Source organism: Saccharospirillum sp. HFRX-2, from assembly GCF_043196805.1.
GTDB lineage: Bacteria > Pseudomonadota > Gammaproteobacteria > Pseudomonadales > Natronospirillaceae > Saccharospirillum.
Genome location: NZ_JBEBMU010000003.1, coordinates 134,506 through 160,054, shown reverse-complemented (window position 1 = coordinate 160,054; position 25,549 = coordinate 134,506). Strand labels below are relative to the sequence as shown.

26 protein-coding genes are annotated in these 25,549 nt (G+C 57.5%); 16 read left to right on the top strand and 10 right to left on the bottom strand.

Annotated features, from left to right (window positions below):
* Nucleotides 1–262 precede the first annotated feature (262 nt).
* From ABMA60_RS09100 to ABMA60_RS09090, 3 genes are all read left to right on the top strand, one after another.
* The gene (locus ABMA60_RS09100) at nt 263–1,513 is read left to right on the top strand and encodes an MDR family MFS transporter (RefSeq protein ID WP_392801830.1); all 1,251 of its coding nucleotides are present in this window, start codon (nt 263–265) and stop codon (nt 1,511–1,513) included.
* Complete coding sequence (locus ABMA60_RS09095; protein ID WP_392801827.1) at nt 1,510–2,163, top strand: SAM-dependent methyltransferase; 654 nt, start codon at nt 1,510–1,512, stop codon at nt 2,161–2,163. The genes ABMA60_RS09100 and ABMA60_RS09095 overlap by 4 nt, the downstream gene beginning before the upstream one ends.
* A 145-nt stretch (nt 2,164–2,308) precedes the next feature.
* The gene (locus ABMA60_RS09090) at nt 2,309–2,800 is read left to right on the top strand and encodes an Hsp20 family protein (RefSeq protein ID WP_392801825.1); all 492 of its coding nucleotides are present in this window, start codon (nt 2,309–2,311) and stop codon (nt 2,798–2,800) included.
* A 65-nt stretch (nt 2,801–2,865) separates the two neighbouring features.
* Here the strand turns inward: ABMA60_RS09090 and ABMA60_RS09085 are convergent, their stop codons facing one another.
* The 3 genes from ABMA60_RS09085 to ABMA60_RS09075 form a co-directional block, all read right to left on the bottom strand.
* Nucleotides 2,866–3,621, bottom strand: a complete 756-nt coding sequence (locus ABMA60_RS09085; protein ID WP_392801823.1) for a hypothetical protein — start codon at nt 3,619–3,621, stop codon at nt 2,866–2,868.
* Nucleotides 3,606–4,172, bottom strand: a complete 567-nt coding sequence (locus ABMA60_RS09080; protein WP_392801821.1) for an RNA polymerase sigma factor — start codon at nt 4,170–4,172, stop codon at nt 3,606–3,608. Before ABMA60_RS09080 ends, ABMA60_RS09085 begins: the two co-directional genes overlap by 16 nt.
* A 166-nt stretch (nt 4,173–4,338) precedes the next feature.
* Nucleotides 4,339–4,740 (bottom strand): hypothetical protein, encoded by a 402-nt coding sequence (locus tag ABMA60_RS09075; RefSeq protein WP_392801819.1) that lies wholly within the window; start codon nt 4,738–4,740, stop codon nt 4,339–4,341.
* A gap of 426 nt (nt 4,741–5,166) precedes the next feature.
* Between ABMA60_RS09075 and ABMA60_RS09070 the strand changes: the two genes are divergently transcribed.
* The 3 genes from ABMA60_RS09070 (at nt 5,167) to ABMA60_RS09060 (ending at nt 7,913) form a co-directional block, all read left to right on the top strand.
* Complete coding sequence (locus ABMA60_RS09070; protein ID WP_392801816.1) at nt 5,167–6,711, top strand: glycerol-3-phosphate dehydrogenase/oxidase; 1,545 nt, start codon at nt 5,167–5,169, stop codon at nt 6,709–6,711.
* A gap of 64 nt (nt 6,712–6,775) precedes the next feature.
* Entirely contained in the window at nt 6,776–7,252 is a 477-nt protein-coding gene (locus tag ABMA60_RS09065; RefSeq protein WP_392801814.1) for a Fur family transcriptional regulator, read from the top strand.
* A gap of 163 nt (nt 7,253–7,415) precedes the next feature.
* Nucleotides 7,416–7,913 (top strand): response regulator, encoded by a 498-nt coding sequence (locus tag ABMA60_RS09060; RefSeq protein WP_392801812.1) that lies wholly within the window; start codon nt 7,416–7,418, stop codon nt 7,911–7,913.
* Nucleotides 7,914–7,932: 19 nt separating this feature from the next.
* Here ABMA60_RS09060 and ABMA60_RS09055 read toward each other — a convergent pair whose 3' ends face one another.
* Nucleotides 7,933–8,967: a type IV pilus twitching motility protein PilT gene (locus ABMA60_RS09055; protein ID WP_392801809.1), complete on the bottom strand. Its 1,035-nt coding sequence runs from the start codon at nt 8,965–8,967 to the stop codon at nt 7,933–7,935.
* A 176-nt stretch (nt 8,968–9,143) separates the two neighbouring features.
* On the opposite strand from ABMA60_RS09055, the gene ABMA60_RS09050 reads away from it, so the two are divergent.
* From ABMA60_RS09050 to waaA, 9 genes are all read left to right on the top strand, one after another.
* The gene (locus tag ABMA60_RS09050) at nt 9,144–9,854 is read left to right on the top strand and encodes a YggS family pyridoxal phosphate-dependent enzyme (RefSeq protein ID WP_392801806.1); all 711 of its coding nucleotides are present in this window, start codon (nt 9,144–9,146) and stop codon (nt 9,852–9,854) included.
* A gap of 58 nt (nt 9,855–9,912) precedes the next feature.
* Entirely contained in the window at nt 9,913–10,734 is an 822-nt protein-coding gene (proC, locus tag ABMA60_RS09045; RefSeq protein WP_392801803.1) for a pyrroline-5-carboxylate reductase, read from the top strand.
* 40 nt (nt 10,735–10,774) lie between these two features.
* Nucleotides 10,775–11,401, top strand: coding sequence for a YggT family protein (locus ABMA60_RS09040; RefSeq protein WP_392801800.1), 627 nt, complete (start codon nt 10,775–10,777; stop codon nt 11,399–11,401).
* A 61-nt stretch (nt 11,402–11,462) separates the two neighbouring features.
* Nucleotides 11,463–12,614, top strand: a complete 1,152-nt coding sequence (locus tag ABMA60_RS09035; protein WP_392801797.1) for a homoserine O-acetyltransferase — start codon at nt 11,463–11,465, stop codon at nt 12,612–12,614.
* The gene (metW, locus tag ABMA60_RS09030) at nt 12,611–13,213 is read left to right on the top strand and encodes a methionine biosynthesis protein MetW (RefSeq protein ID WP_392801794.1); all 603 of its coding nucleotides are present in this window, start codon (nt 12,611–12,613) and stop codon (nt 13,211–13,213) included. The genes ABMA60_RS09035 and metW overlap by 4 nt, the downstream gene beginning before the upstream one ends.
* Before the next feature lie 5 nt (nt 13,214–13,218).
* On the top strand, nt 13,219–13,662 hold the full coding sequence (locus ABMA60_RS09025) for a DUF4426 domain-containing protein (protein ID WP_392801792.1): 444 nt from the start codon (nt 13,219–13,221) through the stop codon (nt 13,660–13,662).
* The gene (gene rdgB / locus ABMA60_RS09020) at nt 13,659–14,273 is read left to right on the top strand and encodes an RdgB/HAM1 family non-canonical purine NTP pyrophosphatase (RefSeq protein WP_392801789.1); all 615 of its coding nucleotides are present in this window, start codon (nt 13,659–13,661) and stop codon (nt 14,271–14,273) included. The genes ABMA60_RS09025 and rdgB overlap by 4 nt, the downstream gene beginning before the upstream one ends.
* Complete coding sequence (hemW, locus tag ABMA60_RS09015; RefSeq protein ID WP_392801786.1) at nt 14,270–15,427, top strand: radical SAM family heme chaperone HemW; 1,158 nt, start codon at nt 14,270–14,272, stop codon at nt 15,425–15,427. The genes rdgB and hemW overlap by 4 nt, the downstream gene beginning before the upstream one ends.
* Entirely contained in the window at nt 15,424–16,755 is a 1,332-nt protein-coding gene (waaA, locus tag ABMA60_RS09010; RefSeq protein WP_392801783.1) for a lipid IV(A) 3-deoxy-D-manno-octulosonic acid transferase, read from the top strand. The genes hemW and waaA overlap by 4 nt, the downstream gene beginning before the upstream one ends.
* A 7-nt stretch (nt 16,756–16,762) precedes the next feature.
* On the opposite strand, the gene ABMA60_RS09005 is transcribed toward waaA, so the two are convergent.
* From ABMA60_RS09005 to ABMA60_RS08980, 6 genes are all read right to left on the bottom strand, one after another.
* Complete coding sequence (locus ABMA60_RS09005; protein ID WP_392801780.1) at nt 16,763–17,329, bottom strand: MliC family protein; 567 nt, start codon at nt 17,327–17,329, stop codon at nt 16,763–16,765.
* Nucleotides 17,330–17,605: 276 nt separating this feature from the next.
* Nucleotides 17,606–17,812, bottom strand: coding sequence for a cold-shock protein (locus tag ABMA60_RS09000; protein WP_108126131.1), 207 nt, complete (start codon nt 17,810–17,812; stop codon nt 17,606–17,608).
* Nucleotides 17,813–18,213: 401 nt separating this feature from the next.
* Nucleotides 18,214–19,281 carry a ribosome small subunit-dependent GTPase A gene (rsgA, locus tag ABMA60_RS08995; protein ID WP_392801776.1) on the bottom strand — a complete coding sequence of 356 codons (1,068 nt, stop codon included), beginning with the start codon at nt 19,279–19,281 and terminating at the stop codon, nt 18,214–18,216.
* A 274-nt stretch (nt 19,282–19,555) separates the two neighbouring features.
* Nucleotides 19,556–20,254: a response regulator gene (locus ABMA60_RS08990; RefSeq protein ID WP_392801772.1), complete on the bottom strand. Its 699-nt coding sequence runs from the start codon at nt 20,252–20,254 to the stop codon at nt 19,556–19,558.
* Entirely contained in the window at nt 20,255–21,619 is a 1,365-nt protein-coding gene (locus ABMA60_RS08985) for an ATP-binding protein (protein WP_392801769.1), read from the bottom strand.
* Nucleotides 21,620–21,624: 5 nt separating this feature from the next.
* Entirely contained in the window at nt 21,625–23,076 is a 1,452-nt protein-coding gene (locus ABMA60_RS08980) for a TrkH family potassium uptake protein (RefSeq protein WP_392801767.1), read from the bottom strand.
* A 210-nt stretch (nt 23,077–23,286) separates the two neighbouring features.
* On the opposite strand from ABMA60_RS08980, the gene ABMA60_RS08975 reads away from it, so the two are divergent.
* Nucleotides 23,287–25,383 (top strand): hypothetical protein, encoded by a 2,097-nt coding sequence (locus ABMA60_RS08975; protein WP_392801764.1) that lies wholly within the window; start codon nt 23,287–23,289, stop codon nt 25,381–25,383.
* Nucleotides 25,384–25,549 lie beyond the last annotated feature (166 nt).

Below are 25,549 nucleotides of genomic sequence, written 5' to 3'. Positions count from 1 at the left end.
AATTTCATAGATGGATAGTAATTGCACAATTTTGGGGCTGTCAAAACATTTTTGAGACATTTTGTACCGTTTTTATTAAGTGTTTGATTTTGCTATTGATTTAACGGTGTCTTTTTTCGCGTCGAAACAGAGGCACTTTTCCCGCCTGGTCGCGATAAATTCCTGTTCGACAAAAAGCATTGGCGATCTCCGCCGCCGTGACACCCTGACCATCGCTCCCTATAATCCAGCCCCCTTCACCAGTCGTCGTACGGGCCCGCCGATGCTCCATCGCTTGTCGCAATTCTCACCGCTGATCTGGACTGTTATCGGTGGCACCTTTCTGACCCGCCTGACCTACTTTATGGTCTGGCCATTTATGGCCATTTTGCTCAAAGAGCAGTTCGACTTATCGGTGTTCACCATCGGGCTGATTTTGAGTAGCGCGGCCTTCACCGGCAGTTCGTTAAGTTTTGTCGTGGGCAATTTGTCCGATCGCTTCGGCCGTCGAGTGGTAATGATTTCCGGCACACTGGCATCGGCCATCGCCTTCGGTAGCCTGGCGTGGGCTCATCATTTACCGGTTTATATCGCCTGCATCTTGCTGGTCGGTGCCGGTTACTCGCTGCTGGAGCCGCCTTCGAAAGCGATGATTTCCGACGAAATCAGCGACCCGGAAGCGCGCGGTCTGGCTTTTAATCTGCGTTATTATTTTCTCAACATTGGTGCCGCCGCCGGGCCCTTAAGTGGGGTTTATTTTGGCCTGACTGCCCAACAATCGACCTTCAGTTTGGTGATGGCGACCTATGTGATATACGGCTTGGCATTGGCTTATTTCAGCCGTCATCAACCCAGTATCAGTGACGATCAAAAAGCCGCAGCAGGCTTGGCGAAAGCCTGGATCGTGCTGAAAAAAGACAAGGCGTTTCAGCTGTTGGTGATCGCCAACACCCTGATCATGACTTGCTACGGCCAGTTCGAAGCTACCCTGGTGCAGTACCTGGGTTTGGTGCGGCCCGGCGATGCGGTTGGTTTGTATGCGACCCTGGTGATGGTCAATGCCGCGACCATTTTGATCTTTCAATTTCCGATGCTGGCTTTGTTGCGCAATATCCAACTGCACAACCGCATCTATTTAAGCCTGGCGTTATTCGCGCTCGGTTTCAGTGCTTACGCCTGGTTGCCGCAACAGCTTGCCATCGCCTGGATACTGGCCACGTTGATTATGAGCGTGGGTGAATCGGTGCTGTTTCCGACCCTGAATATTCAGATCGATGTGATGGCTCCCCAGCATTTACGCGGCAGTTATTTTGGCGCCAATGCGCTCAGCAATTTTGGGTTTTCGCTGGCGCCCGCCTTCGGCGGTTTAATGTTGGAATTGCTCGACCACAATGCCTGGTGGGTGACCGGCGCGCTGGTGTTACTGGCCATGGCGTTGTACTACCTGGCCGTGAAGCTGTTACCCGCCCGCCGCCAATGGATTGCCGAATTGGAAGCCGAAGTACGCGCCGTTGAACCGGTCGCGCGAGCATGAAAACCCGACTGGGCAAACGCCTGACGGCGCTGTTCAACGTCGTTGCCGATGACTACGACAGCGTTTGGGATCTGTGTTGCGATCATGGCCGGCTCGGCATGGCGCTGCTGGAAACCGGGCGCGCACCGCAAGTGCATTTTGTCGATTGCATCGACAGCATTATGACCGACCTGGCGGCGCGCTTAGAGCAATATGGCGCGCGCCATTATCAGTTACAGTGTTGTCCGGCCGAGCAAATTTCCTTGCCGACAACGGGCAAGCATCTGCTGGTGCTGGCCGGGGTCGGCGATGAAGTGACCATCCGCATCGTGCAACAGCTGAACGCTCAAACCACTGACGCCCAAATCGATTGGCTGATTTCACCGGCCAATAATCTGTTTCAGGTGCGGCAGTTTTTGCAGCCGATTTTTGGGATCTTGGATGAAGGCGTGGTCGCGGAAAACGGCCGTCTTTATGAGTGGTTGTGGGTGCGTTCCGACGCGCTCGAAACGATTGAAAATCCGGCACCTTTTTGGAACCCGGAGGATGCCGAGCATCGTCGTCACCTGAGCAAATTGCTCAAGCACGCTCGCCAGCAGCAGCGCCAGGGGCATAATCCGCAAGCTAACGCCGCTGCCCTTGCTTACGCCCAATTGCTCGAAGCGCGCTAACGTAATCTTTACAAACCTTCCCCCTTTGCTCTGAGTTGGGCTGTCCCTATTTAGTGCTTTGCCAGCGGATGTCTCGATGAGAGTCCGAGGGCAACGGCCATAAGGGCCAACACTTTATATTGCTTCTCAATGGAGGATATACACCATGACTACGATTGATCTCACTCCCCTGTACCGCAGCACCATCGGCTTTGATCGCATGGCGTCTTTGCTCGATTCCGCGTTGCGCGGTGAACAGTCCAGCGGTGGCGGTTACCCGCCGTACAACATCGAAGTGACTGGCGAAAACCAATACGGCATTACTCTGGCCGTGGCCGGTTTCGAAGAGTCCGAACTGGATATTCAGGTGGAAAACGGTGTGCTGAGCGTACGCGGCAAGAAAGCCGACAGTGAAGGCAACGACCAGCGTCGCTTCCTGCATCAAGGTATCGCCTATCGCTCCTTCGAGCGTAAGTTCAACCTGGCCGACCATGTGGAAGTCAAAGGTGCCGAACTGCGCAATGGCCTGCTGACCGTTAGCCTGGTCAAAGAAGTGCCGGAGGCTATGAAGCCGAAGAGCATCGCCATTAACAGCGGTTCCAACACTCTGGAACACAAGAAAGACGAAAAGGCCGACCAAAAGGCCAAAGTCGCCTGAATCCGCGACTGGATTAAACGTCGCTGTTAAAGCAAAAGGCCGGCAATCGCCGGCCTTTTTTGTGCTTACCAATTCGTCAATTGTATGCAGGGTCCATCGAGCGCCGCCGTTTCCAGACTGACGCTGTCAGCCGAGGTACTGACCGCCAGGTTGTGACTGTTAGCCACCGCCTGCCAGGCATCGGAATCCAGTTGCCAGCGACGATTCTCCGTCGTGACCTTGCCCAGATAAACCCAGCTTTGCTCTGCTCCACCGTCAGCCCACAGGTGCAGTTCGCCTTCCGGCCGGTCACCCAATCGCTCTGACCACTGAGTGGAAATCCAGGGCGCATCGCCGTCCCGACCTTTATAGCCACTGACCACCAGCGCCACATTGCCTTGCCAACTCAGCGGTGCCATATAGTCGGCGGCGCGCAGTTCCGTCGGTTGCCCCAGGACTAAAGTCAGGGTGACCACCAACGCCATAGCCGTCGCCATGCCACCAACAGCACTGGTGCGCCAGATATCCCACTGGGCGACGAGGCGTGACCAGGATGAGGTCGACTCGGATGAGGACTGCTGTTTCATATCGGCTTTAACGCGACGATCGATGCGCGACCAGAGATCGGCAGGTACCGCCTGTTCCGGGTAAGGCTGCTGCAGCGGCTCAAGATGAGTGGACCAAAAATCAACCGCCGTGCGCAGCGCCGTATGGCGACGCATCAGTTGTTCGGTACGACGCCGCACCCGGGGAGTCATATCACCGGCGACGTATTGCGCCGCCAGTTGATCGCACAATTGCGGGTTGTCGTATCGAGCGGCGCTGTTCAGGCTTCCAGACATTTTTTCAGCTCCTGCAATCCGCGCCGAATCCAGGCTTTAACCGTGCCCAGCGGCCGTGCCAAACGTTCGTGCAATTCCTGATGGCTGTAGCCATAGATGTACGACAGCACGATGGCTTCACGTGCGTTTTCGTTAAGTTGATCCAGGCATTGATGCACACCCAGATCATGGCTTTCCGAAGCGGGCATTTCGACCAGAATATCGGCGCCGGGATCTTCGGATAAATCTTCGCGCTTGCGTTTGATGCTCTTCAAGCGATCCAGCGCCGCATTACGCGTCATCACCGTCAGCCAGCCCATGACCGAACCGCGGCCGCTGTAATCGCCCGCCTGCTGCCAGATTTTCAGGTAAACGTCCTGCAACACATCGCAGGCTTCCTGCTCGTTTTTCAGAATTCGGTTCGCCACGCCCATCAGGCGACTGGATGTTGCATCGTAGAGTGACTTCAAAGCAGCGTAATCCTGATGAGCAACACGATTCATCACGCGCATCATCCAGGCCGAATCGTGCTGCTTGGAAGCATCTGGCACTGAGCTTGAAGATTGGGTCACAACTACAATCCCGATTAATCTGGCCAAACGTCTGGTGACGTTTTGCGGTGGCCACGGCTGATAAAATTCAGCCCGGCAATTTGGCCGGGCTGATCCTTGAACGCAAACCGGAGTGTTCACGCTATTAATCTGGGGCGCTGCTAAGAGACTCCCCGACTTTCCTTAATTACCGGCCCATCTGGACAACGAACCAGGAGCCACCGACTTCATGTCCGGTGACGTCGCCCGGCTTTTTATCGTTCACCCAGTAATACAGGGGCTGACCATCATAAGCCCACTGGCGGCTGTCGTCATCCCGTTCAATGACAGTAAACATGCCGCTGTCCCGAGCGCGGCGACCGGCTTCAAACGGCGGCCAGCTTTGCGCGCAACCGCCGTAACAGTTGGACTTGCTGGCGTCATCACGGGTGAATATATAGAGCGTCATGCCGTCGTCATCGGTCAGTACCGAGCCCTGGCTGCTGTCGTGGGTGTCCACCGGAACATTGTCAGGCAGGTTTTCGGCCAGAACACTGGCGGCCAGTGCCAGCAAGGTTGCAGTTGCGGTGGTGGTGATCAGTTTTTTCATGGTCATACTCCTTGAATTGTCAGGACAGTGTCTGTGTTCCCTGAGTAAGACGACCTTGGCACAGCCCCGGATGCATGACGTTGTTTTTTATTCCGCTCGCTGAACGTTGCTATAAAAGCCCATCGTTCGAACAGCCTAAAGCGTGCGTTGCTTTTTAATGACGCCCCAGTGACAGCTGAGACAGTCCGGGTTTAAGGCTGGCGCGCCGGCCAAGCAAAGGGAGCGTCAGTTCATCATGGTATTGGGCAGAAACAGCGTTAGCCTAGCGGTGAACACGCCTACATCGGTTTGCGCTATGGCGCCCTGTTCGATCTGGATAATTCCCTCGATAGCGAAACACAAAACGAAAAATAACGAATATTTATTTACTAATAACGAACATCGGCGCTACCATCCTTTCACTCTCTTCATCTGACAGGAGCCAGCATGCCTCGCCCACTCCAAGCCGACCAACCCTGGGACCGCCAGGCACAACGTCAAGCTATGACCGAAGCCGACCTCGATGTGCTGATCATCGGCGGTGGTGCCAGTGGCGCGGGGGTGTTGCTGGACGCTCAAAGTCGCGGACTGAAAGCCGCCCTGATAGAACGTCAGGACTTTATGGCCGGCACTTCGAGTCGCTCCACCAAGCTGATTCACGGCGGCGTGCGCTATCTGGAACAGGCTTTCAAAACGCTCGACATCGGCAAATACCAGTTGGTGCGCGAAGCGCTGGCCGAACGCAAACGCATGCTCGCCATGGCACCGCATCTGGCCTGGCCGCTGACGCTGATCACGCCGGTCAAATCCTGGATCGGCCTGCCCTACTACCGCACCGGCCTGGGTCTTTATGATCTGCTGGCTGGCTCGCAACGGCTCGGTCGGTCACGCATCGAGAGCAAAAACGAACTGAAACGCGCCTGCCCGGCCATTGACGAAACACCACTCAAAGGCGGTGTCAGCTATCAGGATGGCCAGTTTGACGACGCCCGTTTCGGCATCGCCATGGTCCGCACCGCTCTGGAGCAAGGCGGTTTGGCGTTGAATTACTGCGCAGTTGACAGTCTGATCATGGACGACAACCGCGTCACCGGCGCCCGCTGCCGTGACCAGCTCAGCGGCGATGAATTCGAGCTGCGTGCCCGCGCCGTGGTCAATTGCACCGGCCCCTGGACCGACCAACTGCGCCAGATAGCTAACCCCAATGCCAAGCCGATGATGACCGTTTCCAGTGGCATTCACCTGCTGATCGATCGCGAACTGCTGCCCGATGGCCGCGGCATTCTGATCCCCGAGACCGAAGATGGCCGCGTGCTGTTCCTGCTGCCCTGGCTGGGCAAGACGCTGGTCGGCACCACCGACGATCCGGCCGAACTCAGCGATCAGCCAGAAGCCAGTCAGCAAGAAATCGACTATCTGCTGCGCCACCTTAATGGCTTGCTGAGTGACACCATCAGCGAGTCCGATATCAGCGCTACCTTCTCCGGCTTGCGGCCTTTGGTCAGCGATCCGCACGCTGCGGGCACCTCCGGGCTATCGCGCGATCACGTCATCGTCACTGAGCAAGGCCTGACCAGCCTGACCGGCGGTAAATGGACGACCTGGCGCCGTATGGCGGAAGACTGCATGGATGTGGTGGTTAAAGAAAACGGACTGAAGGCCGGCCCGTGCCGCACTCAATCGCTGCAACTGGCCGGTGCCAACGGCGATCGTGCCGCCACCGAGCAGGCGCTGAAAGAGCTGCCGGCCGACATCGCCGACCATCTCTGGCAGGCCTATGGTGATCGCGCCGCGGCCGTGCTGGCCCAAGGTTCAGCGCAGCGCCTGCTGGACGATGCGCCCTATGTTGACGCCGAACTCAGCTGGGCGCTGGATTACGAAGGCGCCTGCCGCGCCGAAGACGTGCTGAACCGACGCCTGCGTATTGGCATGCTGAACCAGCGTCAGGCCGAGGCCATTGGCAAGCAACTGGCGGCGCGGCTGGCCAATTGAGCAAGGCTTCGCTTCGCCGGCCTGACTGGTTACCATAGGTCCCTCATCTTGATGACCGACTGCCATGACTGATCAAAAACAGGCAATTCTGGATAAAGCCAGCGAACACTGCCAACAACTGGGCGAACGTCTGACGCCGAAGCGCGAACGCTTGCTCGACTTGCTGCTGGCCGCAGAAGGCCCCAAATCCGCCTATGACCTGATCAGCGATCATCAGGCCGCCTACGGTGAGGCGCCTGCGGCCATGTCGGTGTATCGGATGCTGAATTTCCTGGTTGATGCTGGCCTGGCGCATAAGCTGGCCACCACCAACCAGTTCCTCGCTTGCTCGCACATCAGCTGCGATCACGATCACGAAGTGCCGCAGTTCCTGATTTGCGACCGCTGCCAGGCGGTTGAAGAAGTCGGCATGCAACGCGCCTTGATGACCGAACTCAAAGCCAGCGCCAGTCGCGTCGGCTTCCAGATGGGCAGCCAACAGCTGGAAGTGCATGGCATCTGTGCCCGCTGTGTTCAGCAAGCGGCCATAGCCGACGCCTAAGCACCCGTCCCCGCCGAATCGAACCTTTTAGCCACTGTTTCGACACAGCGGACAGATATGCGCCCTTGAGAACGATTTCAGAATTGCAAACAACCGGCTTTTGACTATCTTAGTGGCACGGTAATCGCTGGACGTTCCAGCGCGGCGAACAGGAGTGACGCTGATGACGCCCGTGGATTGGCTGGCCGAAGAAAATGATGACGACAGCCCGGCTTCCAATGAAAGCTGGCAAGTCTTGGTCGTCGATGACGAACCCGAAGTTCATGCCGTAACCCGCCTGGCATTAAGACGCTTTCGCTTCGAAGACAAACCGCTCATCGTGCATACCGCCGCCAGCGCAGAAGAAGCCCTCAATATCGTGCGTCAGCTTGGTGATGACCTGGCGATGGCGTTGATTGATGTGGTGATGGAATCCGAGCACGCGGGCCTGGATCTGGTCAAAGCGATTCGCGAGGAGATCGGCAACCACCTGATCCGCCTGGTGCTGCGCACCGGCCAACCCGGCTATGCCCCGGAAAGCGAAGTCGTGCGTGACTACGACATCAACGACTACAAAGAAAAAACCGAACTGACCGCGCAAAAATTCCAGACCTTAATGTACGGCGGTCTACGCAATTATCGCGACCTCAAACAGATGCGCGCTGCGGCCACCCGACACTGATGGCCAGCTCCGACTGAACTTAAAAATTCTCCGGATGCTTGGCTTTCTGACGCGCCGCATCGCGCTCAACCACCCCACTTTGCACCAATTGCGCAAGGCTCTGATCCAGCGTCTGCATGCCCTGCTGCGCACCGGTCTGAATGGCCGAATACATCTGCGCCACCTTGTCTTCACGAATCAGGTTCCGAATCGCCGGCGTACCGATCATGATTTCGTGCGCTGCCACCCGGCCACCGCCCACCTTCTTCAATAAGGTCTGGGAGACCACGGCCTGCAGCGACTCGGACAACATCGAGCGCACCATGGCTTTTTCTTCACCGGGGAACACATCCACCACCCGATCGATGCTCTTGGCCGCCGAGGTGGTGTGCAAGGTGGCGAAAACCAGGTGACCGGTTTCAGCGGCGGTCAACGCCAGCCGGATGGTTTCCAGATCACGCAGCTCACCGACCAGAATGATGTCCGGATCTTCGCGCAGCGCCGAGCGCAAGGCATCGGCAAAACTGTGCGTATCGCGATGCACTTCGCGCTGGTTGACCAGGCATTTTTTGGCCTCGTGCACAAACTCGATGGGATCTTCGATGGTCAGGATGTGGTCTTGCTTGTTGTCATTGATGTAATCGAGCAGCGCCGCCAGCGTTGTTGATTTGCCCGAACCGGTCGGTCCGGTTACCAGCACCAATCCTCGCGGCACCTTGGCGATTTCCTCAAACACCGGCCCCAGGCCCAGCTCTGCCATACTCAACACCCGCGAAGGAATGGTGCGAAACACCGCGCCACAACCCCGGTTCTGGTTAAAAGCATTCACCCGGAAACGCGCCACGCCAGGCACTTCAAAGGAAAAATCCGTCTCCAGCCGCTGCTCGAATTCGGCGCGCTGCTGCTCTTTCATAACGGAGTGCACCAACGCCTGAACCTCAGCATGCGACAAGGCCGGCACATTCACCCGGCGCATCTCACCATCGACCCGAATCATCGGCGGCAATCCGGCAGAGAGATGCAGATCGGACGCATTCTGTTGGGCGCTGAAGGCCAGAAGTTCGGTCATATCCATGAGAAAAAGGCTTCCTTCAAAAGTGGGCGGATGATACTCAGGCGAGTCGAAAACCGGTATGCTGTTGCGCTTTGCAAGGCCGGTGGCGAGCGCCGCCAGCCCTAATGAATAACGACGCCAGTGTAACCGAAGAACGATGTTTTGCGAGCACCGTTCCTGCTTGTCGGAGTGCCAGCTTGAGCCCTGAACAAAGCCCGTTGTACGACCGTTTGGCCCGCGTGAACAAGCGCATCAACGCCGCCTGTGCGCGAGCCGGCCGGTCTGCTGATGAGATCACCTTAGTGGCCGTCAGCAAAACCTGGCCGCTGGCCGATTTGCAGGCGGCCGTCGCCGCCGGCGTCACCGAACTGGGTGAAAACTACGTTCAGGAAGCGGTCGACAAGGTGCAGCAATGGCAAGGTCCGGCGCCGGTCTGGCATTTTATCGGTCCATTGCAGTCGAACAAGACACGGCTGGTCGCTGAGCACTTTGACTGGGTGCAGAGTGTTGATCGACTGAAGATCGCTCAACGCCTGTCTGATCAGCGCCCGGAGCACTTGCCAGCGCTCAACATCTGCATTCAGATCAACATCAGCCAGGACCCGGCCAAAGCCGGCATCGACGCTGCTGAACTGCTGACTTTTGCCGACCAGCTCAGCGCGCTGCCGCGCTTGCGTCTGGGCGGCATCATGGCCATTACCGCCGCCGATCTCAGCGATACCGAACTGCGCCGCCAGTTCAATGAATTGAAAAGCCTCAGTGATACCCTTATTCAACAGCAGCCGGATGCCGGTGTTTTGTCGATGGGCATGAGCGCCGATTTCGAAACCGCCATCGAGTGCGGCGCGACTCATGTCCGGGTGGGCAGCGCGCTCTTTGGTCAGCGCAACTATGCTTCGCAAGCATGACGTTGATCATTAGCGGCCACCATCAATTAACAGCGGCAACGTTTTGAAGGAGACCAGAATGCAAACAGCCACCATCGGCTTTCTTGGTGCCGGCAATATGGCAGGCGCCATTATCAATGGCATGCTCGCCAGTGGCTTTGACGCCAAACGCATTCAGATTTGCGATCGCAACCCGCCCAAGCGCGACGACTTTGAGCGCAAAGGTTTAGTCACAACCGCCGATGCGGCCGAACTCGTCGCCGCTTGCGATATCCTTGTGCTGGCGGTCAAACCCCAGGTATTGAAGTCCGTTATTGAGCCCCTGGCACCCGCATTTCAGGCACGGCGTCCCTTGGTGGTCAGCGTGGCTGCCGGCGTCACTGCCGAAAGCATCGACCGCTGGCTGGGTGGCGATTTCGCCATTGTGCGCACCATGCCCAATACACCTTCGCTGGTTATGACCGGCGCCACCGGCCTGTTCGCTAATAAGCGCGTCAGCGCCGAAGAACGCACGGCAGTACAGCAGATTTTTGATGGTGTCGGCGCCACCCTCTGGGTCGATAACGAAGACGAATTGCACGCTGTCACCGCCACCAGCGGCAGCGCACCGGCTTATTTCTTTCGCTTTATGGAAGCCATGCAGAAGGCCGCCGAACACCAAGGTCTGGATGCCGACAGCGCCCGCGCTCTGATCGTCCAGACCGCCCTGGGTGCCGCCAAGATGGTGCAGGAAACCGGCGAAACGCCGGCCGAACTGCGCCGCAAGGTCTGTTCACCCAATGGCACCACCGAACGCGCCATCCGCAGTTTCGAGGCAGACGACCTCGATGCGATGGTGGATCGAGCCATGCAAGCTTGTCGTGTGCGCTCAATTGAATTGTCCGAAGAACTGGCTGACTGAGCCTCGCTCGTTGCCACCGACCGATTAAAAGGAGCCCGACATGGTGCTGGCTAGTATCGCCGTCCTAATTCTGAAAACCGCCTTCAGTATTGTGCTGATCGCCTTGATTGCCCGCTTCCTGGCGCAGGTTGCGCGCGCCAATACCTATAACCCTTTGGCCCAGACCGTACTGAAAATCACCAATCCGTTTTTGCTGCCGCTGCGGCGCATTATTCCCGGCTTTGCCGGTCTCGATATTGCCGCTCTGGTGTGCATCTGGATCGGTCAGTTTGTTTTGGCCCTGGCCATTATTCTGGTGAACGGTAACAACCCTGTGCCGCATCTGGGTTCGATGGCGGTGCTGTCGTTGTTGGCGGTCGCGGGTCTGCTGATGACGGTGCTGCAATGGAGCATGATCATCGTCGCCATTGGCAGCTGGATCAGCATGGGTCAACAAAACCCCATGCTCAGTTTTCTGCAGGAACTGGTGGAGCCTTTTGTCGGTCCGTTCCGGCGCTTAAACCTGCAAATCGGCATGCTCGATTTGTCCTACATCATCGCCTTTCTGGTGCTGATTATTCTGCGCGATTTTATTCTTGGCGGCGTCATCGTGCCGATGACCGGTCTGTACGACAATAATTTTATTGGCTTTGCCACTGGCGGCATCATGCCGGTGATCGGCCTCTAAGCGTTATCGATTCGCCCGCCTGCAACGCGCCGACGGAATGAGCTCAACAGGACATCGCTTCATGCCCACAGAAATACCGGCCGACAGTGTCGGCCTGGTCGAACCCCAGACCGCTTTTTTTGATGAGCCGTTGCCACTGCGCTCCGGTCGTTCGCTGTCGTCTTATCAACTGGTTTATGAAACCTACGGCACGCTCAATGCCGATCGTTCCAACGCCATTTTGATCTGCCATGCCCTCTCGGGTCATCACCATGCCGCCGGTTTCCACAGTACCGATGAACGTAAACCCGGCTGGTGGGATGCCTGCATCGGACCGGGCAAAGCCATCGACACCGAGCGTTATTTTGTGGTGTCACTGAATAACCTCGGCGGTTGTCACGGCTCCACCGGACCCACCGATGTCGATCCGGAAACCGGTCGTCGTTACGGCCCTGATTTTCCCATCATGGCGGTGCGCGACTGGGTGAAAAGCCAGGCGCGTCTAGCCGATCGTCTGGGCATTGAACAATGGCTGGCGGTGATCGGTGGCAGCCTGGGCGGCATGCAGGCAATGCGCTGGTCTATCGACTATCCAGAGCGCTTGCGTGGTTGTGCGGTGATCGCCTCGGCGCCCAAATTATCGGCGCAAAATATCGCTTTTAACGAGGTGGCGCGTCAGGCCATTACCAGCGACCCGGATTTTCACGGCGGCCATTATTATCAGCACGATACGTCACCGCGCCGCGGCTTGATGTTGGCGCGGATGCTCGGTCATATCACCTATTTGTCGGAAAGCGGCATGCGCGAAAAGTTCGGCCGCGAACTGCGTCAGGGCAAACTGCATTTCAGTTACGATGTCGATTTCGAAGTCGAATCCTATCTGCGTTATCAGGGTGAAAATTTCTCCGATAATTTTGATGCCAATACTTATTTGCTGATGACCAAGGCACTCGATTATTACGACCCGGCCGGTGATCACGATGGTGATCTGGCGCGGTGCCTGTCACAGAGCCAGTGTCGTTTTCTGGTGACTTCCTTCAGCAGCGATTGGCGCTTTACGCCGGCGCGCAGTGAAGAAATTGTGCGTGCTTTGGTGCGCGCTAAAAAGCCGGTCAGTTATCTGGAAATTGAGGCGGACCAGGGTCACGATTCGTTTCTGTTTCCGATTCCCGAGTACGTTAAATTGCTGAGCGGTTTTCTGGCTTCACTGAGCACCGAAGGAGCGCCGGCATGAGTCAAATAGAACGCCCCGATTTCGATTTTATCGAACCCTGGATCGAACCCAACAGCCGCGTGCTCGACCTCGGTTGTGGTGACGGCGGCTTGCTCGCCATGCTGCGAGACAACAAAAACGTGCACGGTTACGGCCTGGAAATCGATACCGATAATATCGTCGAATGCGTGGCACGCGGCGTCGATGTTATTCATCAGGATCTGGATGCGGGCCTGGACAATTTCGACGACCAGAGTTTCGATACCGTCATCATGACGCAATCGTTGCAACAGACCACAGCGCCCGATCGCATCGTCGAGGAAATGCTGCGCATCGGCCGCCAGGCGGTGGTGACTTTTCCCAACTTTGGCCACTGGACCACGCGCGCCTATCTCGGTTTTCGCGGCCGTATGCCGGTATCGGAATCCTTACCCTACGCCTGGTACGAGACGCCCAACATTCACTTCTTCACCTTTCGCGATTTCGAAGTACTGTGTCGCGAACGCGGCATAAAAATTCTCACCCGAGCGGTGGTGGATCGCAATCACCAGGCCAACTGGAAGATGCGCATGCTGCCCAACCTGCTCGGTGAAATTGCGCTCTATCACATCAGCCGGTGATCGCCATGATTCGTTCTGTCTTCTTTATTGCACTGTTCGGTGTGCTGTCATTGACTGCCCAGGCCGAACAAAAAGTCGTCTTCAATGGCGACTACGAACTGCACTACATCGTCTTTAATTCGACCATGTTGCAGCCAGAGATCGCGCGTCAATACAACCTGCCTCGCGCCGGTCGCAGCGCCATCGTTAACCTCTCGGTTTTGCAACAGCAGGACGATGGCGTGGCCACGCCCGTTGAAGCAACGGTCAGCCTGAGCGTGCGTGATTTACTCGGCCAACAACGCAACATTGAACTGGACGTCGTACGTGAACAAAACGCCATCTATCACCTGGGCATCGTGCGTTTGCTCGACCGTGAAATGCTCTGGTTTGATATCAACGTCGAGATTCCCGGCGAACGCGATTACGAGTTTAGCTTCAGCAAAGAAATGTGGGAGGAAGACGCATGAGCAGCGCCTGGGTACTGGCCTCCGGTAACGCCGGCAAACTGCGCGAATTCCGCCACTTGCTGGAGCCGCTGTCGATCGATATTCAACCCCAGGGCGAACTGGGCGTGACCGACGCCGACGAAACTGGCCTGAGCTTTATCGAAAACGCCATCCTCAAGGCCCGCCATGCCGCAGCGGCCACCGGACGACCGGCCTTGGCCGACGATTCCGGCCTGGAAGTGGACGCACTCAACGGCGAGCCGGGTATTTATTCAGCGCGTTATGCATTGCGCGCCGGCGGCGAAAAAAGCGATGCCGCCAATATCGAACGATTGCTGCGTGAACTCGACGGCGTACCTACCGAACAACGCAGCGCTCGCTTTCAATGTGTGCTCGCGGTGTTGCGTCACGCTACCGATCCGACCCCGCTGATCGTGCAACGCAGCTGGGAAGGTCGCATTCTGGAAACCCCATCCGGCAGCGATGGCTTTGGTTACGATCCGGTGTTTTTTGTGCCCGAACTGGGCAAGACGGCGGCCGAACTGGATAAGGCCACTAAGAACAAAGTGTCGCATCGCGGCCAGGCGCTGGCAGCCTTGTTGCCGCTGCTGCGTGATCGTTTCGGTCTATGACACCCCAGTCGTCAACGCTGCCACCACTGTCGGTTTATGTGCACGTGCCCTGGTGCGTGCGCAAATGTCCCTACTGCGATTTCAATTCCCACGCTCTGGATCCCAGCGCCATTCCCGAGGCCGACTATTTAGCACGGTTGATCGAAGACCTGGAGCAGGACGCACCTCTGGCGCAAGGCCGCGCGGTGCATTCGGTGTTCTTTGGTGGCGGCACGCCGAGTCTGCTCAGCGCTGAAACCATCGGCGCCATTCTCGACGCGCTGCATCAGCATTTGGGTTTGGCCGAGGATTGCGAAATCACCCTGGAAGCCAACCCAGGCACCATCGATGAAAGTCGTTTTAGCGGTTTGCGCGCGGCCGGTGTGAATCGCTTATCCATCGGCGTGCAGAGTTTTCAGGCGCACCAGTTGGAACGTCTGGGCCGTATCCACGATCCGGATCAGGCGGTGCACGCAATCGAACGCGCCCGCGAAGCAGGCTTCGATAATTTTAATATCGATTTGATGCATGGCTTGCCGGAACAAAGCGAAGCCGATGCACTGGCTGACCTCGATCGCGCTATCGTCTTGAACCCGACGCACCTGAGTTGGTACCAACTGACCATCGAACCCAATACCGAATTCTACCGACGTCCGCCAGAACTGCCGGTGGATGATACGCTCTGGGCGATTCAGGAAGCCGGCCAGCAACGCCTTAAAGAAGCTGGTTTTGCGCAGTACGAAGTCTCGGCTTACGCCCGCGATGACAAGCGCTGCCGGCACAATCTCAATTACTGGGGTTATGGCGACTATTTAGGATTGGGCCCGGGCGCGCACGGTAAAATCACCCAAACCGATCCGTTCGTTATTCGCCGCACCCGTAAAACCCGGCTGCCGAAAGATTATCTGGACCGCTCACGACTGCTGCTGCGTCAGGAAGAAGAGGTCAGCGCTGAAGACCGGCCGTTCGACTATTTCATCAACAGTCTGCGCCTGGTCGAAGGCATGCCGCTGGACCATTTTGAGGTCGCCACCGGCCTGGATCGCGCTACACTGGAACCGACTCTAAGCCAGTTGCAGCAACAAAATTTACTGACCATCGAGGCTGGACGCTTGCGTACTACACCCCAAGGTTTTCTATACTTAAATGACATTCTTGCCGAGTGGCTGGCATGAGCACTCTAGCGCGCCACCTCTATTCGCTGCTGTTTTATCTGCTGACGCCGCTGCTGTTGGTGCGCGTCTGGCTGCGCGGTCGCACCCTGCCGGCTTATCGCAAACGTCTGGGTGAGCGTTTTGGTCACTGGCCCAAAATACCGGCCGGTGCGCTCTGGGTGCATTCGGTCAGCGTCGGTGAAACCATCGCTGCCAAGCCGTTAATTGAACGCTGGCTTGAGCGCCATCCAGGTATGCCGGTTTTGGTCACGACGATGACACCCACCGGTTCCGAAACCGTTAAAGCGCAATTCGGCGACAGCGTTTATCACGCCTATCTGCCCTGGGATTTACCGCACGTACAGCGGCGTCTGCTCAAGCGCCTGCAACCGCGTGCGCTGGTGATCATCGAGACCGAGCTGTGGCCCAACCTGTTACACGCCTGCAAACAGGCCAAAGTACCGGTACTGCTGGCCAATGGCCGCCTGTCCGAGCGTTCCTTGCGCGGCTATCAGCGACTGAGCGCTTTGATCGGCCCGATGATGCGCCAGCTCGATGGTGTCGCGGCCCAACACGCACCCGATGCCGAACGCTTTGCTGAACTGGGCATCGACAGCAAACGCATCGAAGTCACCGGTTCGATTAAATTCGATTTACCGCTGACGCCGGAACTGCACAGCCGCATCGACACCTATCGTCAGCAGCTGTCTGGCCGGCCGGTCTGGGTGGCAGCGAGCACCCATGCCGGTGAAGAAGAAACGCTGCTCAAGGTGCATCGTGATATTCGCGCCAAACTGCCCGATGCTCTGTTGATTCTGGTGCCCCGTCATCCCGATCGTTTCGATGCGGTTGCCGATTTGCTCGATCGCGAACGCTGGCGCTACAGCCGCCGCTCACGCACGGGTCAGCCGCGCAAAAATGATGCGGTCTTTCTGGGCGATACGCTGGGTGAATTGCTGCTGTTTTACGGCGTGGCGCATGTCTCGGTGATCGGCAACACCTTCAACGAAGGCGGTGGCCATAACCCCATCGAACCGGCGGCGCTGGCCAAGCCCATTCTGCTGGGCCCGAGCTTTATCAACTTCCAATCCATCGTCGATGCAATGCTTAAAGAGCACTGTCTGGTGACGGTCGAAAACAGTACAGAACTGACCCAGCGCCTGCTCGGCCTGCTGCAAAGCCAGGATTTGCGCGACACCTACGGCCAACGCGCCTATCTGTTTTTCCAGCAGCAACAGGGTGCCTTGCGACGCTTGGAAAGCTGGATCGAAAAGCACCTGGATTTGAATCCAGACAGCGACCCGAGCAGCGCCTCACGCGACATTCGTCCGCTGCGCACCGGCCACTGACACTCGGTTAAAGCGCCTTTGGCCAGGCTTTCGTCAAGGCTCGACCACAGCCATGAAATGCCTGGCCGTCCAGGGTAACGACTGCCGTCCAATCGAAATCTTCGCCACTCATGCTGTCCTGACAAGGCACCGGCTCCAGATGAATGATCAATTCGGTCACCTCACCGCTTATATCGTAACTAATGCCTGGCCCGACGGCCTTGGCTTCAGGCAGCGGGGTGACGGTTCGTACCTGGCCGTAGTCGGTTAACAAATGCGCCTCGCGATCGCTCAACTCCAATAGCCAGCCCGGCTCGTTGCCTAAGGCACGAAAGTTGACCGGATAACGCCCGAGCGTATCGCGTGGCGCCCGGGCTTCGTTGAGCTGGCACTCGGTTTTGGCCTGGCCGGGCAACGTCAGCAAGGCGTGATTGCCTCTATCCCAGAACTCCACATCCTCACCGACAAAACGCGCTCCGGAAGCCGAGCGCGCCTGGCTCAGTTCAACCGGTCCGTCGGGTAAATACAGCCGGGCATCCTCGGCACTGAGGTAATAAAAACTGACACTGGTCTGAGCGCATTCAAAAACACTCAAACTGGCTTGATCCGTGGTTTCGGTAACGGGCTCGCGACTGGCACAACCGGCCAGGATCCCAAGCAAAACACACCCAGCTAACACCCTGCCTTTATTCAAAACCCTCTCCTTGTAGGATGATTAGGATGCTTCCAGCATGCCTGTCGCCGGGTGCTAATTGAAGTGCGCGTTATAAAGAGGGTGACGTCGGTCATACCGGTGCGCACAAAAAACCGCAGCCACAAAAAAAGGCCGCCGAGGCGACCTTTTATGGAATGGGGTAAACCGATTAGGGTTTTAAATAACTTCGACGTCAGAGGCTTGAGGACCTTTCTGACCTTCAGTGATGGTGAACTGAACGGCTTGGCCTTCAGCCAGAGTGCGGAAACCGTCACCCTTGATGGCGCTGAAGTGAACGAAAACGTCTTTGCCGCCTTCCACTTCAATGAAGCCGAAGCCTTTGGTTTCGTTAAACCATTTTACTTTGCCAGTCTGTACAGACATTGCTTTCTCCTGGAAGAGGATGCGATGTATTTCGGACAGCGCTCGAGCCAGAGCAATCCAGACAGTCGCTGCCGGTAAAGATAACGTCTTACTTACGCGCAACCTGCTTAGGGAACTTCTTCAGAGTACGACAAAGTCTCACCGGGTCTTGCTTATAAGTATTGCGACAATCTTTTACAAAGCTCACTTTAGCGAAGCCAAATCGGATGTAAAGTACTTTTTAGCGCCCCGAAAAGCCGCCAAAGTCGCTTAACAGCGCCGTTCTCACCCGCTTTCTGAGCGTTGTTCGACAACTATCTGATATTGCTCGTTTTTTCACCAATTGCGAGTCACGCCCGACCCAAAAACAGCTTGCTGGCCGGGCGTGAATTTCTAATGACAGCCGACTAGCGACGGTCAACTCAGTCGGTTTTTTTGGCCCGTTGCTGGTCTTGCACCACGCGCTTAGCCATCTTGCTGAACGCCTTGTGGCGACGCCGTTGCTGCCACTTGGTTTCGCTGGCCTGGGCGGTTTCACGCTGCAGTTTTTGATAGGAACGCAGCCGCCGGGCATCCAACTCGCTCGACGCCACGGCCGCCTCTATCGCACAGCCGGCGTCACCTTGATGCGAACAGTCGCCGAAACGACACTGCTGCGCCAGCGCTTCAATATCATCGAACAGGGCGCTGACACCCTCGGTCGCCTCACCCAAACGCAACTCACGCATGCCCGGCGTATCCATGATCCAGGCGCCCAGAGGCGTGCGTTCCATCTGTCGTTGAGTGGTGGTGTGCCGGCCTTTGGCGTCGTCTTCGCGAATGGCCGCAGTGGCATAGCGCGCCTCGCCGATCAGGCTGTTGGTGAGCGTGGTTTTGCCAACGCCGGACGACCCTACCAAGGCCAGACTCTGACCCCGCATCAACCAGGGTGACAGCGCATCAACCGACCAGCTTTGGCGGGCATCGAGACAGACCACCGGCAAATCCGAACGCAGCGACTGCGCCTGATCACGCAGTGCGTCAGCGTCCGCGCTCAAATCCGCCTTGGTCAGTACGATCACCGGATCGACACCCGCATCCAGCGCCAAGGCCAGATAGCGCTCCAGCCGCGACAAATTAAAGTCGGCATTGCACGAGGCGACGATCAGCAAGGTGTCGAGATTGGCTGCGATCAACTGAGGCTTCGGCTCAGAGCCCGAGGCGGTGCGCCGCAACAGCGTCTGCCGCTGCAGCAAGCGTTGTGGTTCACCACTGACAGCATCGAGCCACAGCCAATCGCCCAGCGTCGGGCGATCTTCGGCCTCGGCGTGGCGAAAAGCGCCGCTGATCATCCAGCTGTGTGCGCCCGTTTCGTCGAGCCATTCCAGACGATCGCGATGCACCGCCGTCACTCTGGCCGGCCGGCCATTGGACAGTTCGTCGAGACTCAGTTGTTGTTGAAATACCGGTCGCCAGCCGAGGTCGGCCAGCGTTAATAATGCAGAAGTCATGAGGGTTTCCCTTCACGGAGCCAGCGTCAAACTGGCATTAACAGGCTAAGATCCAAGTCATTTAACTTGGATCGATCCGGTCCGATTCAGGGCAGGTAAAACTGGAGCGAAAGCTCCACAGGAAGAAGGAGTGCGCTCAGCCTCGACCTGCCACTGGGGCAAGCTCTACAAAGGTCATGTTCATCAAAACGCCTCCTTTTTGAGATGGGACTTCATCGCCACAGCGACAACGCCCAGCAGTTTGCCGCAGCCACAGCGGCCAAGCAATAGCCAATCAGTTTGATAGCTGGTTTTGTCCCAGAAAACGATAACCGACACCCGGCTCGGTTTCGATGTAGCGCGGGTTGGCCGCATCGTCATCGAGCTTCTGACGCAGCTGACGAACCACATTACGCAGATACTGAGTATCGTCGCGATGCGTCGGCCCCCAGATGGTTTCCAGCAGTGCCGTCTGGGTCACCAACCGACCCGAGGCCAGCATCAGGTGACGCAACACCGCCCACTCCTTACGCGTCAGCACCACATTGTCGTTACGCACCAACAACCGACGCTGCGCCACATCGATGCTCAGATAAGCATCATTAAACAACGGCTCCGGCTGCATTGGCTCGGTCGCCCGTGACGCCAGCAAGCGGCGCACCCGAGCCAGAAGCTCATTAACGCTGAAGGGCTTCACCACATAATCCAGCGCGCCCAGATCCAGCGCCTGCACTTTTTCGGCTTCATCCGAACGCACCGACAATACCAATACCGGCAGACTGCGTTCCGCCAAAATGCGCCGCAGCACCTCCTTGCCATCCAAGTCCGGCAAGCCCAGATCGAGCACCACCAAGGCCGGCTCGGCCAGCGCCGCCTGAGCCAGACCGGTGGCGCCATCACTTGCCTCAATCACCTCATAACCCTGGGAGGTCAGGCTGATGCGCAAAAATTTGCGGATCTGCGGTTCGTCATCAATGATTAGAATTCGGTTCATCTACGCTTCTCCCGACCGGCCAGCCTGCGACAACGGCAAGCTCAGTCGTAAACAATGGCCGAAACCCTCCGGCGGCGGCACGATGCACGCCTCGCCACCATGCACCCGCATCATGCCGCGGCAGATGGTCAACCCCAGACCGGACCCTTTTTCGTAGCGATCACCCCGGCTGAACGAATAGAACTGGGCAAACACCGCCTCCCATTGATCGACCGGCAGTCCCTTACCCTGATCGCACACATCCAACACCATCCAGTCATCCTGACGCCGCACCCTGATCAATACCTGGCCATCCGGCGGCGATGCTTTGAAGGCGTTATCAACAGCGTTGTAGAGCGCCTGTTCAACCAAAGCGGCGTGTACCCAAAGCGATGGCAAATCCACCTCGGCCTTGAGTCGCAAACGCTGGCGCTGACTGTCTTGCGTCAAACGACGTGCCATGACGGCGTAGAGTTCTTCGACCGACACCCACTGCCGATTCAGCGATAACTCACCCTGCCCCAAGCGCGTCATATCGAGCAGATTCTGGATATAGGTTTCCAGCCGTTGGCTTTCATCGATGATCGAATCGAGCAAATCCAGCCGGTCCTGTTCCGACAAATCGGCGTGCAAATCACGCAACGATGTCGCCGAGCCCATCATCGTCACCAGTGGTGTTTTTAAATCGTGCGATACCGACGACAACAAGGCCGAGCGCAAACGCTCTTCATCGGCCTGGCGCTCGGCGCGTTTCAGTTCGTCGGCGGCAGCATCCCGCTCCAGCGCCGTCTGTACCTGTTCACCCAGGCTGCGCACCAGCGTCCGCCAACTGGCCGGCAAGCGCTGCTCGTTGAGTACTTCGACGCGCAGTGCCCGAGCGCCGGTTAAGGCGTCGCGTTCGCCGGGTGCCGGGATGAGCCGCAACTGATCGGGAAACCGTTCGGCACTGAATTCGGCCAGCGCTGCGGTTAAATCATCGCCGCGCTGTAACTGCGCCATTAACCGCAGCTGGGCTTTCAGAAAGCCTTCCTGGAACTGCAACTGCAGCAGTTGCGAGCGCAACCGATAGGCCAACCAACCGGCCAGCAGCGCAAAGAAAACATAAGCCAGCGCCGCCGCCAGTTCGCCCGCATCGTGCATCTGAAAACTGAAACGCGGCTGGGTATGAAAGAAGTTAAACAGCGCAAAACCGAGAAAGGCACAGATCAATACCCCGGCCCAACCGGTCCAGAGTGCGCACACCAGCGCGACCATTAAATACAACAGCAGATGCGTCGACTGGTTCAGCCAGGCGCCGGGCAACCAACCCAGCAAGGTGACCAACACCGGCAACAGCGTCGCCAGCAACCAGGCGTTCCGATTAGGCCAGGGCAGTCTCAACAGCATTCTCCTTACCAACGCCAGAAGCCGGGCGTAAAGGGCACAATCAGCGCCAGAAACTCCAAGCGACCGAGCAACATGGCAACACACAACAACAACTTGGCCACTTCATTGAGCGAACTGAAGTTGCCAGCCGGGCCGATAATAGCACCGAGCCCCGGGCCGATGTTCATCAGCGCGGTCAGGGCGGCCGAGGTTGCGGTTACCGCATCCAGGCCGGTCATCGCCAGCAACAGACTGCAGCCAAGCCAGCTGACCATGACCAGAAAGAAATACGCCAGCGCAGCAACCAGCACGCCTTCTTCAACGCGGCGCTGATTATATTGCCGGGAAAAATGCGCTTTCGGGTGCAACGAATGAAACAGATGTTCGCGCGTCATCAACGCCAATAACTGATAGCGAAACAGCTTGATGCCACCGGATGTCGAACCGGAACAGGCGCCACTAAACATCAGAAACCCAAACACCAGCAACGCAAAACCGCCCCACTGCGAATAGTCATCGCTGGCGTAACCGGTGGTGGTTATCACCGATACCAGATTGAACAGACTGTGCGTCAGCAACTCACCCCAGGACAATTCACTGCCGGCCAGCCGACGCGCCAAGGTCACCGCCAGGGTCGCTGCCAGCACCAGCTTCAACAGCAGTTGCACCTGCGCATCGCGCAGCAGCAGCCAACTGCGTTCACGCACCGAATTCACAAACAATAAAAACGGCATACCGCCGAGCAACATAAAGGCGCTCGCCGCCCACAATAAAGCAGGTCGCTGGAACTGACCGAAGGACGCATCCGAGGTTGAATAGCCGCCGGTGGCGACGGACGTCAGCGCATGATTGAAGGCCTGAAAAGCGGTCATGCCCAGCGCCCAATAAGTTAAAAACGCCAGCAGTGAAATCACCGCATAGGCCAGCGCAATGGTCAGCGCCACCCGGGCGATGCGACTGTTTTGAATATCGGACCACTCAGACGATTCGGTACGAAACAAACGCATACCGCCGACTTTAAGAAACGGCAGCACCGCCACCGCCATCAGAATAATGCCGATGCCGCCGACCCACTGAGTAATGGAGCGCCACACCAGTAAAGCGCGCGGCCCCCGATCCAAGCCGGCAATTACCGTCGAGCCGGTGGTGGTCAAACCGGACACACTTTCAAACAGCGCATCGACAAAGCTCAGTTCCGGCCAACCCCAATAAAGCGGCAGCGCGCCGGTGACCGACAACAGCGTCCAGTTAAACAGCGTCACCAAAAACATCTGACGGGGGCGCAAACGCTGCAGTCGGCCGCGACCGAGCACAAAACACAACAACGCCAGCACCACACAAAGCACCGCACTGAACACCAGCGGTCGCACCAGTTGATCGTTGTGCCAATCGACCCAGAGAATCGGCACCACCATAAAACCCGCCCAGACCAGCAAGGTAAAAGAAGCGATCTGCAGCGCCGGTTTCAGCTCGGACATCACTCGCCTCCCAAGACGAGACCTGATGCCGAACAGTCTATGGAGAGCGCCGTAAGCGAACTATCAGGCCAGCCGAAGCGGCGTAATTTCTGCGTAATAGCAACAGGCGCACAGTTGTCCGCCCTGGCAGTACCGTTCGCAGACCATCCTGCTACACTCGGCAGTCTTCACCCACTAGGAGGGGATTCTCCCCCGCTTTCGGAGTTTTGGATGAAAGGCATACATCGCTGTCTGTTGATGGCAAGCACCCTGTTAGTGGCCGCCCCGGCCTGGTCATTTAACTTCTTTGGTCTCTTTGGTTCCGACGATTCCGAGCTGGAACGTCTACTCGCCAGCGCACCGGCCGACACCGCCTGGTTTACCGCCGGCCATTCCGACATAGACAGCTACAGCTTTATGCAGGGCGAACCCTACAGCGCCAATCAGCCACCGATGACCGAGCTTTATGAGCTCACCGACAATTCCCCGGGCCTTGCCGTTCTGCTGCGCATGTATGAAGACTTTATTGCCCAGCTCGACAGCACCAACACCAACCTGCAGGCTTACTACGGCATCGAAGCCGGTGATTACTACGCCTTCTATCTCGATGGTCTGATGCCGGTCGTGCGCATGACAGTCAGCGACCCGGAAGCCTTTATGCAACGCTGGAACGACGCCGCTGCCGAGACTGGCAAAGCCGCCAAGACGCGTCAGATTGCCGGTCTGGATGTACAGCAATGGCGACTGACAGCAGTGCAGGATAACAACCAGATGAACCTGGCGTTGAGCCTGGACGACGGCATCGCCACCCTCACCGTCATCAACGAATTCGACAATGACGACCGCCTGGCCCAGCGTTTTGGTCGCGCCGCCGTCAGCGAATCGCTGGTCGACAGCGAAACCTGGAAAGCCCTGGGTGATGAATACGATTTCGACACTCTGATGCGCGGTTATTTCAGCATCACCGAAGTCGCCAAGGCCGTCTTGCAGCCACACACCAGCCTGATGGGTCAGGATCTGCAAGCGCTGATTCCCAGCGAAATGGCTGAGCTGAACGCCACGGTCAGCGCCAACTGCGCCGACGAATGGCAAGGCCTGGCGCAGAGTGTGCCGCGTCTGGTTTACGGCATTGAGGACTTGGACGTCAGCGCCGACAGCATCATGCAAAGCCTGCGCTTTATCCTGGAAATGAATAACCGGGCCGTCACCACCGAACTGGCCAAACTGCCCGGTTCGCTGCCGGCCTACAGCAATGACGCCAGCGACAAGATTTTTGCCCTGGCCGCGGGTATCGACCTGAACGCTCTGTCGCCGGTGATCACCGCGCTGTGGACGGAATTCTCCAACGCCAGCTTCAGCTGCCCGCAACTGGTGGAAATGCAGACCGCTTTGCGCAACAGCCTGAACCCGTCTTTTGCCGGCATGATCAACGGCGTGCTGCCGGGCTTTAAAGGTCTGGGTGTGGCTGCTTTCAACCTCGAACCCAACGCCCAATCGCCGACTGGCCTCAGTGGCTCTGCGCTGATCAGCGCCAGCGCCGACGATCCTGCCATCCTCGCTAACACCCTGCGTGCCAGCGCCGCCGCCTTCTATCCTATTCCGCAGATTCCCAGCAACGGAGATCCGGTCGCGTTGCCCATGCCCTACTGGCCGGAACCCATCTACCTGGCGATTAAAGGCTCGCACCTGGTGGCCTACACCGGCGAAGCCGCTGCGCAAGCTGCCGACGAGCTCAGCAACGAACCGCTGAATCGCGATGGCACTTTCGGTGGCGCCTTTAACATGGCGCGCTTTGGCGAAGCGATGATCGACGGCATGCCTTACTTCAACCTGCCCACTCGGGGCGAGTGCGAAGCCACCTACCTGTCGATGCTGACCTTCAGCGAATTGCCAGTGGAATACACCTACCGCGAAACCTACACCGAACGCGGCTGGGAAGCGGTGCTGAATGCCACCATCGGCCGCCCGGACAGCGCCGGAAACCAGATTGAGCCGGGCCAGTACCAGACCTCCGTGCTCAGTTCCGATTGCCAGTGGTACCCCGACGGCACCGAAACCTTTACCGCCGAGGGCGCTGGTCGATACGTGCAAAAAGATGACCAGCAACAATGCGAGCTCTATACCCTCGATTACCAATGGCGCCAGGAAGGCAACCAGCTGTTCCAAGACAGCCAGTCAGCCCAAAGCCGTGACAGCTGCAGCCAGTCACTGGCAGCGGTTGAAGCGGAAAGCTACCAATGCACCGTTCTCGGCATGAGCGAAGACGGCTTCTACTGCCTCTACGACGCCGGCCTCGACAGCGAAATGCTGATGCACTACCGCCGTTGAGCGGTTAAAGAAGCCTTGAGCTGTTCAAAAAAGCCCCGCTGATGCGGGGCTTTTATTGCCTGCATGGGTAGACAGTAACCAACCCAGTTACCCACAGAAGCCGTGGACAAGGTTGTGTACAACCTCGGGAGAAGTGGGTTCAGCCCCGCCGTACGCCAGCCTTTTG

Coding starts and splice junctions, on each gene's coding strand:
- ABMA60_RS09100 (WP_392801830.1), top strand. CDS start 263: ATGCTCCATCGCTTGTCGCAATTCTCACCGCTGATCTGGACTGTTATC.
- ABMA60_RS09095 (WP_392801827.1), top strand. CDS start 1,510: ATGAAAACCCGACTGGGCAAACGCCTGACGGCGCTGTTCAACGTCGTT.
- ABMA60_RS09090 (WP_392801825.1), top strand. CDS start 2,309: ATGACTACGATTGATCTCACTCCCCTGTACCGCAGCACCATCGGCTTT.
- ABMA60_RS09085 (WP_392801823.1), bottom strand. CDS start 3,621: ATGTCTGGAAGCCTGAACAGCGCCGCTCGATACGACAACCCGCAATTG.
- ABMA60_RS09075 (WP_392801819.1), bottom strand. CDS start 4,740: ATGAAAAAACTGATCACCACCACCGCAACTGCAACCTTGCTGGCACTG.
- ABMA60_RS09070 (WP_392801816.1), top strand. CDS start 5,167: ATGCCTCGCCCACTCCAAGCCGACCAACCCTGGGACCGCCAGGCACAA.
- ABMA60_RS09065 (WP_392801814.1), top strand. CDS start 6,776: ATGACTGATCAAAAACAGGCAATTCTGGATAAAGCCAGCGAACACTGC.
- ABMA60_RS09060 (WP_392801812.1), top strand. CDS start 7,416: ATGACGCCCGTGGATTGGCTGGCCGAAGAAAATGATGACGACAGCCCG.
- ABMA60_RS09055 (WP_392801809.1), bottom strand. CDS start 8,967: ATGGATATGACCGAACTTCTGGCCTTCAGCGCCCAACAGAATGCGTCC.
- proC (WP_392801803.1), top strand. CDS start 9,913: ATGCAAACAGCCACCATCGGCTTTCTTGGTGCCGGCAATATGGCAGGC.
- ABMA60_RS09040 (WP_392801800.1), top strand. CDS start 10,775: ATGGTGCTGGCTAGTATCGCCGTCCTAATTCTGAAAACCGCCTTCAGT.
- ABMA60_RS09035 (WP_392801797.1), top strand. CDS start 11,463: ATGCCCACAGAAATACCGGCCGACAGTGTCGGCCTGGTCGAACCCCAG.
- metW (WP_392801794.1), top strand. CDS start 12,611: ATGAGTCAAATAGAACGCCCCGATTTCGATTTTATCGAACCCTGGATC.
- ABMA60_RS09025 (WP_392801792.1), top strand. CDS start 13,219: ATGATTCGTTCTGTCTTCTTTATTGCACTGTTCGGTGTGCTGTCATTG.
- rdgB (WP_392801789.1), top strand. CDS start 13,659: ATGAGCAGCGCCTGGGTACTGGCCTCCGGTAACGCCGGCAAACTGCGC.
- hemW (WP_392801786.1), top strand. CDS start 14,270: ATGACACCCCAGTCGTCAACGCTGCCACCACTGTCGGTTTATGTGCAC.
- waaA (WP_392801783.1), top strand. CDS start 15,424: ATGAGCACTCTAGCGCGCCACCTCTATTCGCTGCTGTTTTATCTGCTG.
- ABMA60_RS09000 (WP_108126131.1), bottom strand. CDS start 17,812: ATGTCTGTACAGACTGGCAAAGTAAAATGGTTTAACGAAACCAAAGGC.
- rsgA (WP_392801776.1), bottom strand. CDS start 19,281: ATGACTTCTGCATTATTAACGCTGGCCGACCTCGGCTGGCGACCGGTA.
- ABMA60_RS08990 (WP_392801772.1), bottom strand. CDS start 20,254: ATGAACCGAATTCTAATCATTGATGACGAACCGCAGATCCGCAAATTT.
- ABMA60_RS08985 (WP_392801769.1), bottom strand. CDS start 21,619: ATGCTGTTGAGACTGCCCTGGCCTAATCGGAACGCCTGGTTGCTGGCG.
- ABMA60_RS08980 (WP_392801767.1), bottom strand. CDS start 23,076: ATGTCCGAGCTGAAACCGGCGCTGCAGATCGCTTCTTTTACCTTGCTG.
- ABMA60_RS08975 (WP_392801764.1), top strand. CDS start 23,287: ATGAAAGGCATACATCGCTGTCTGTTGATGGCAAGCACCCTGTTAGTG.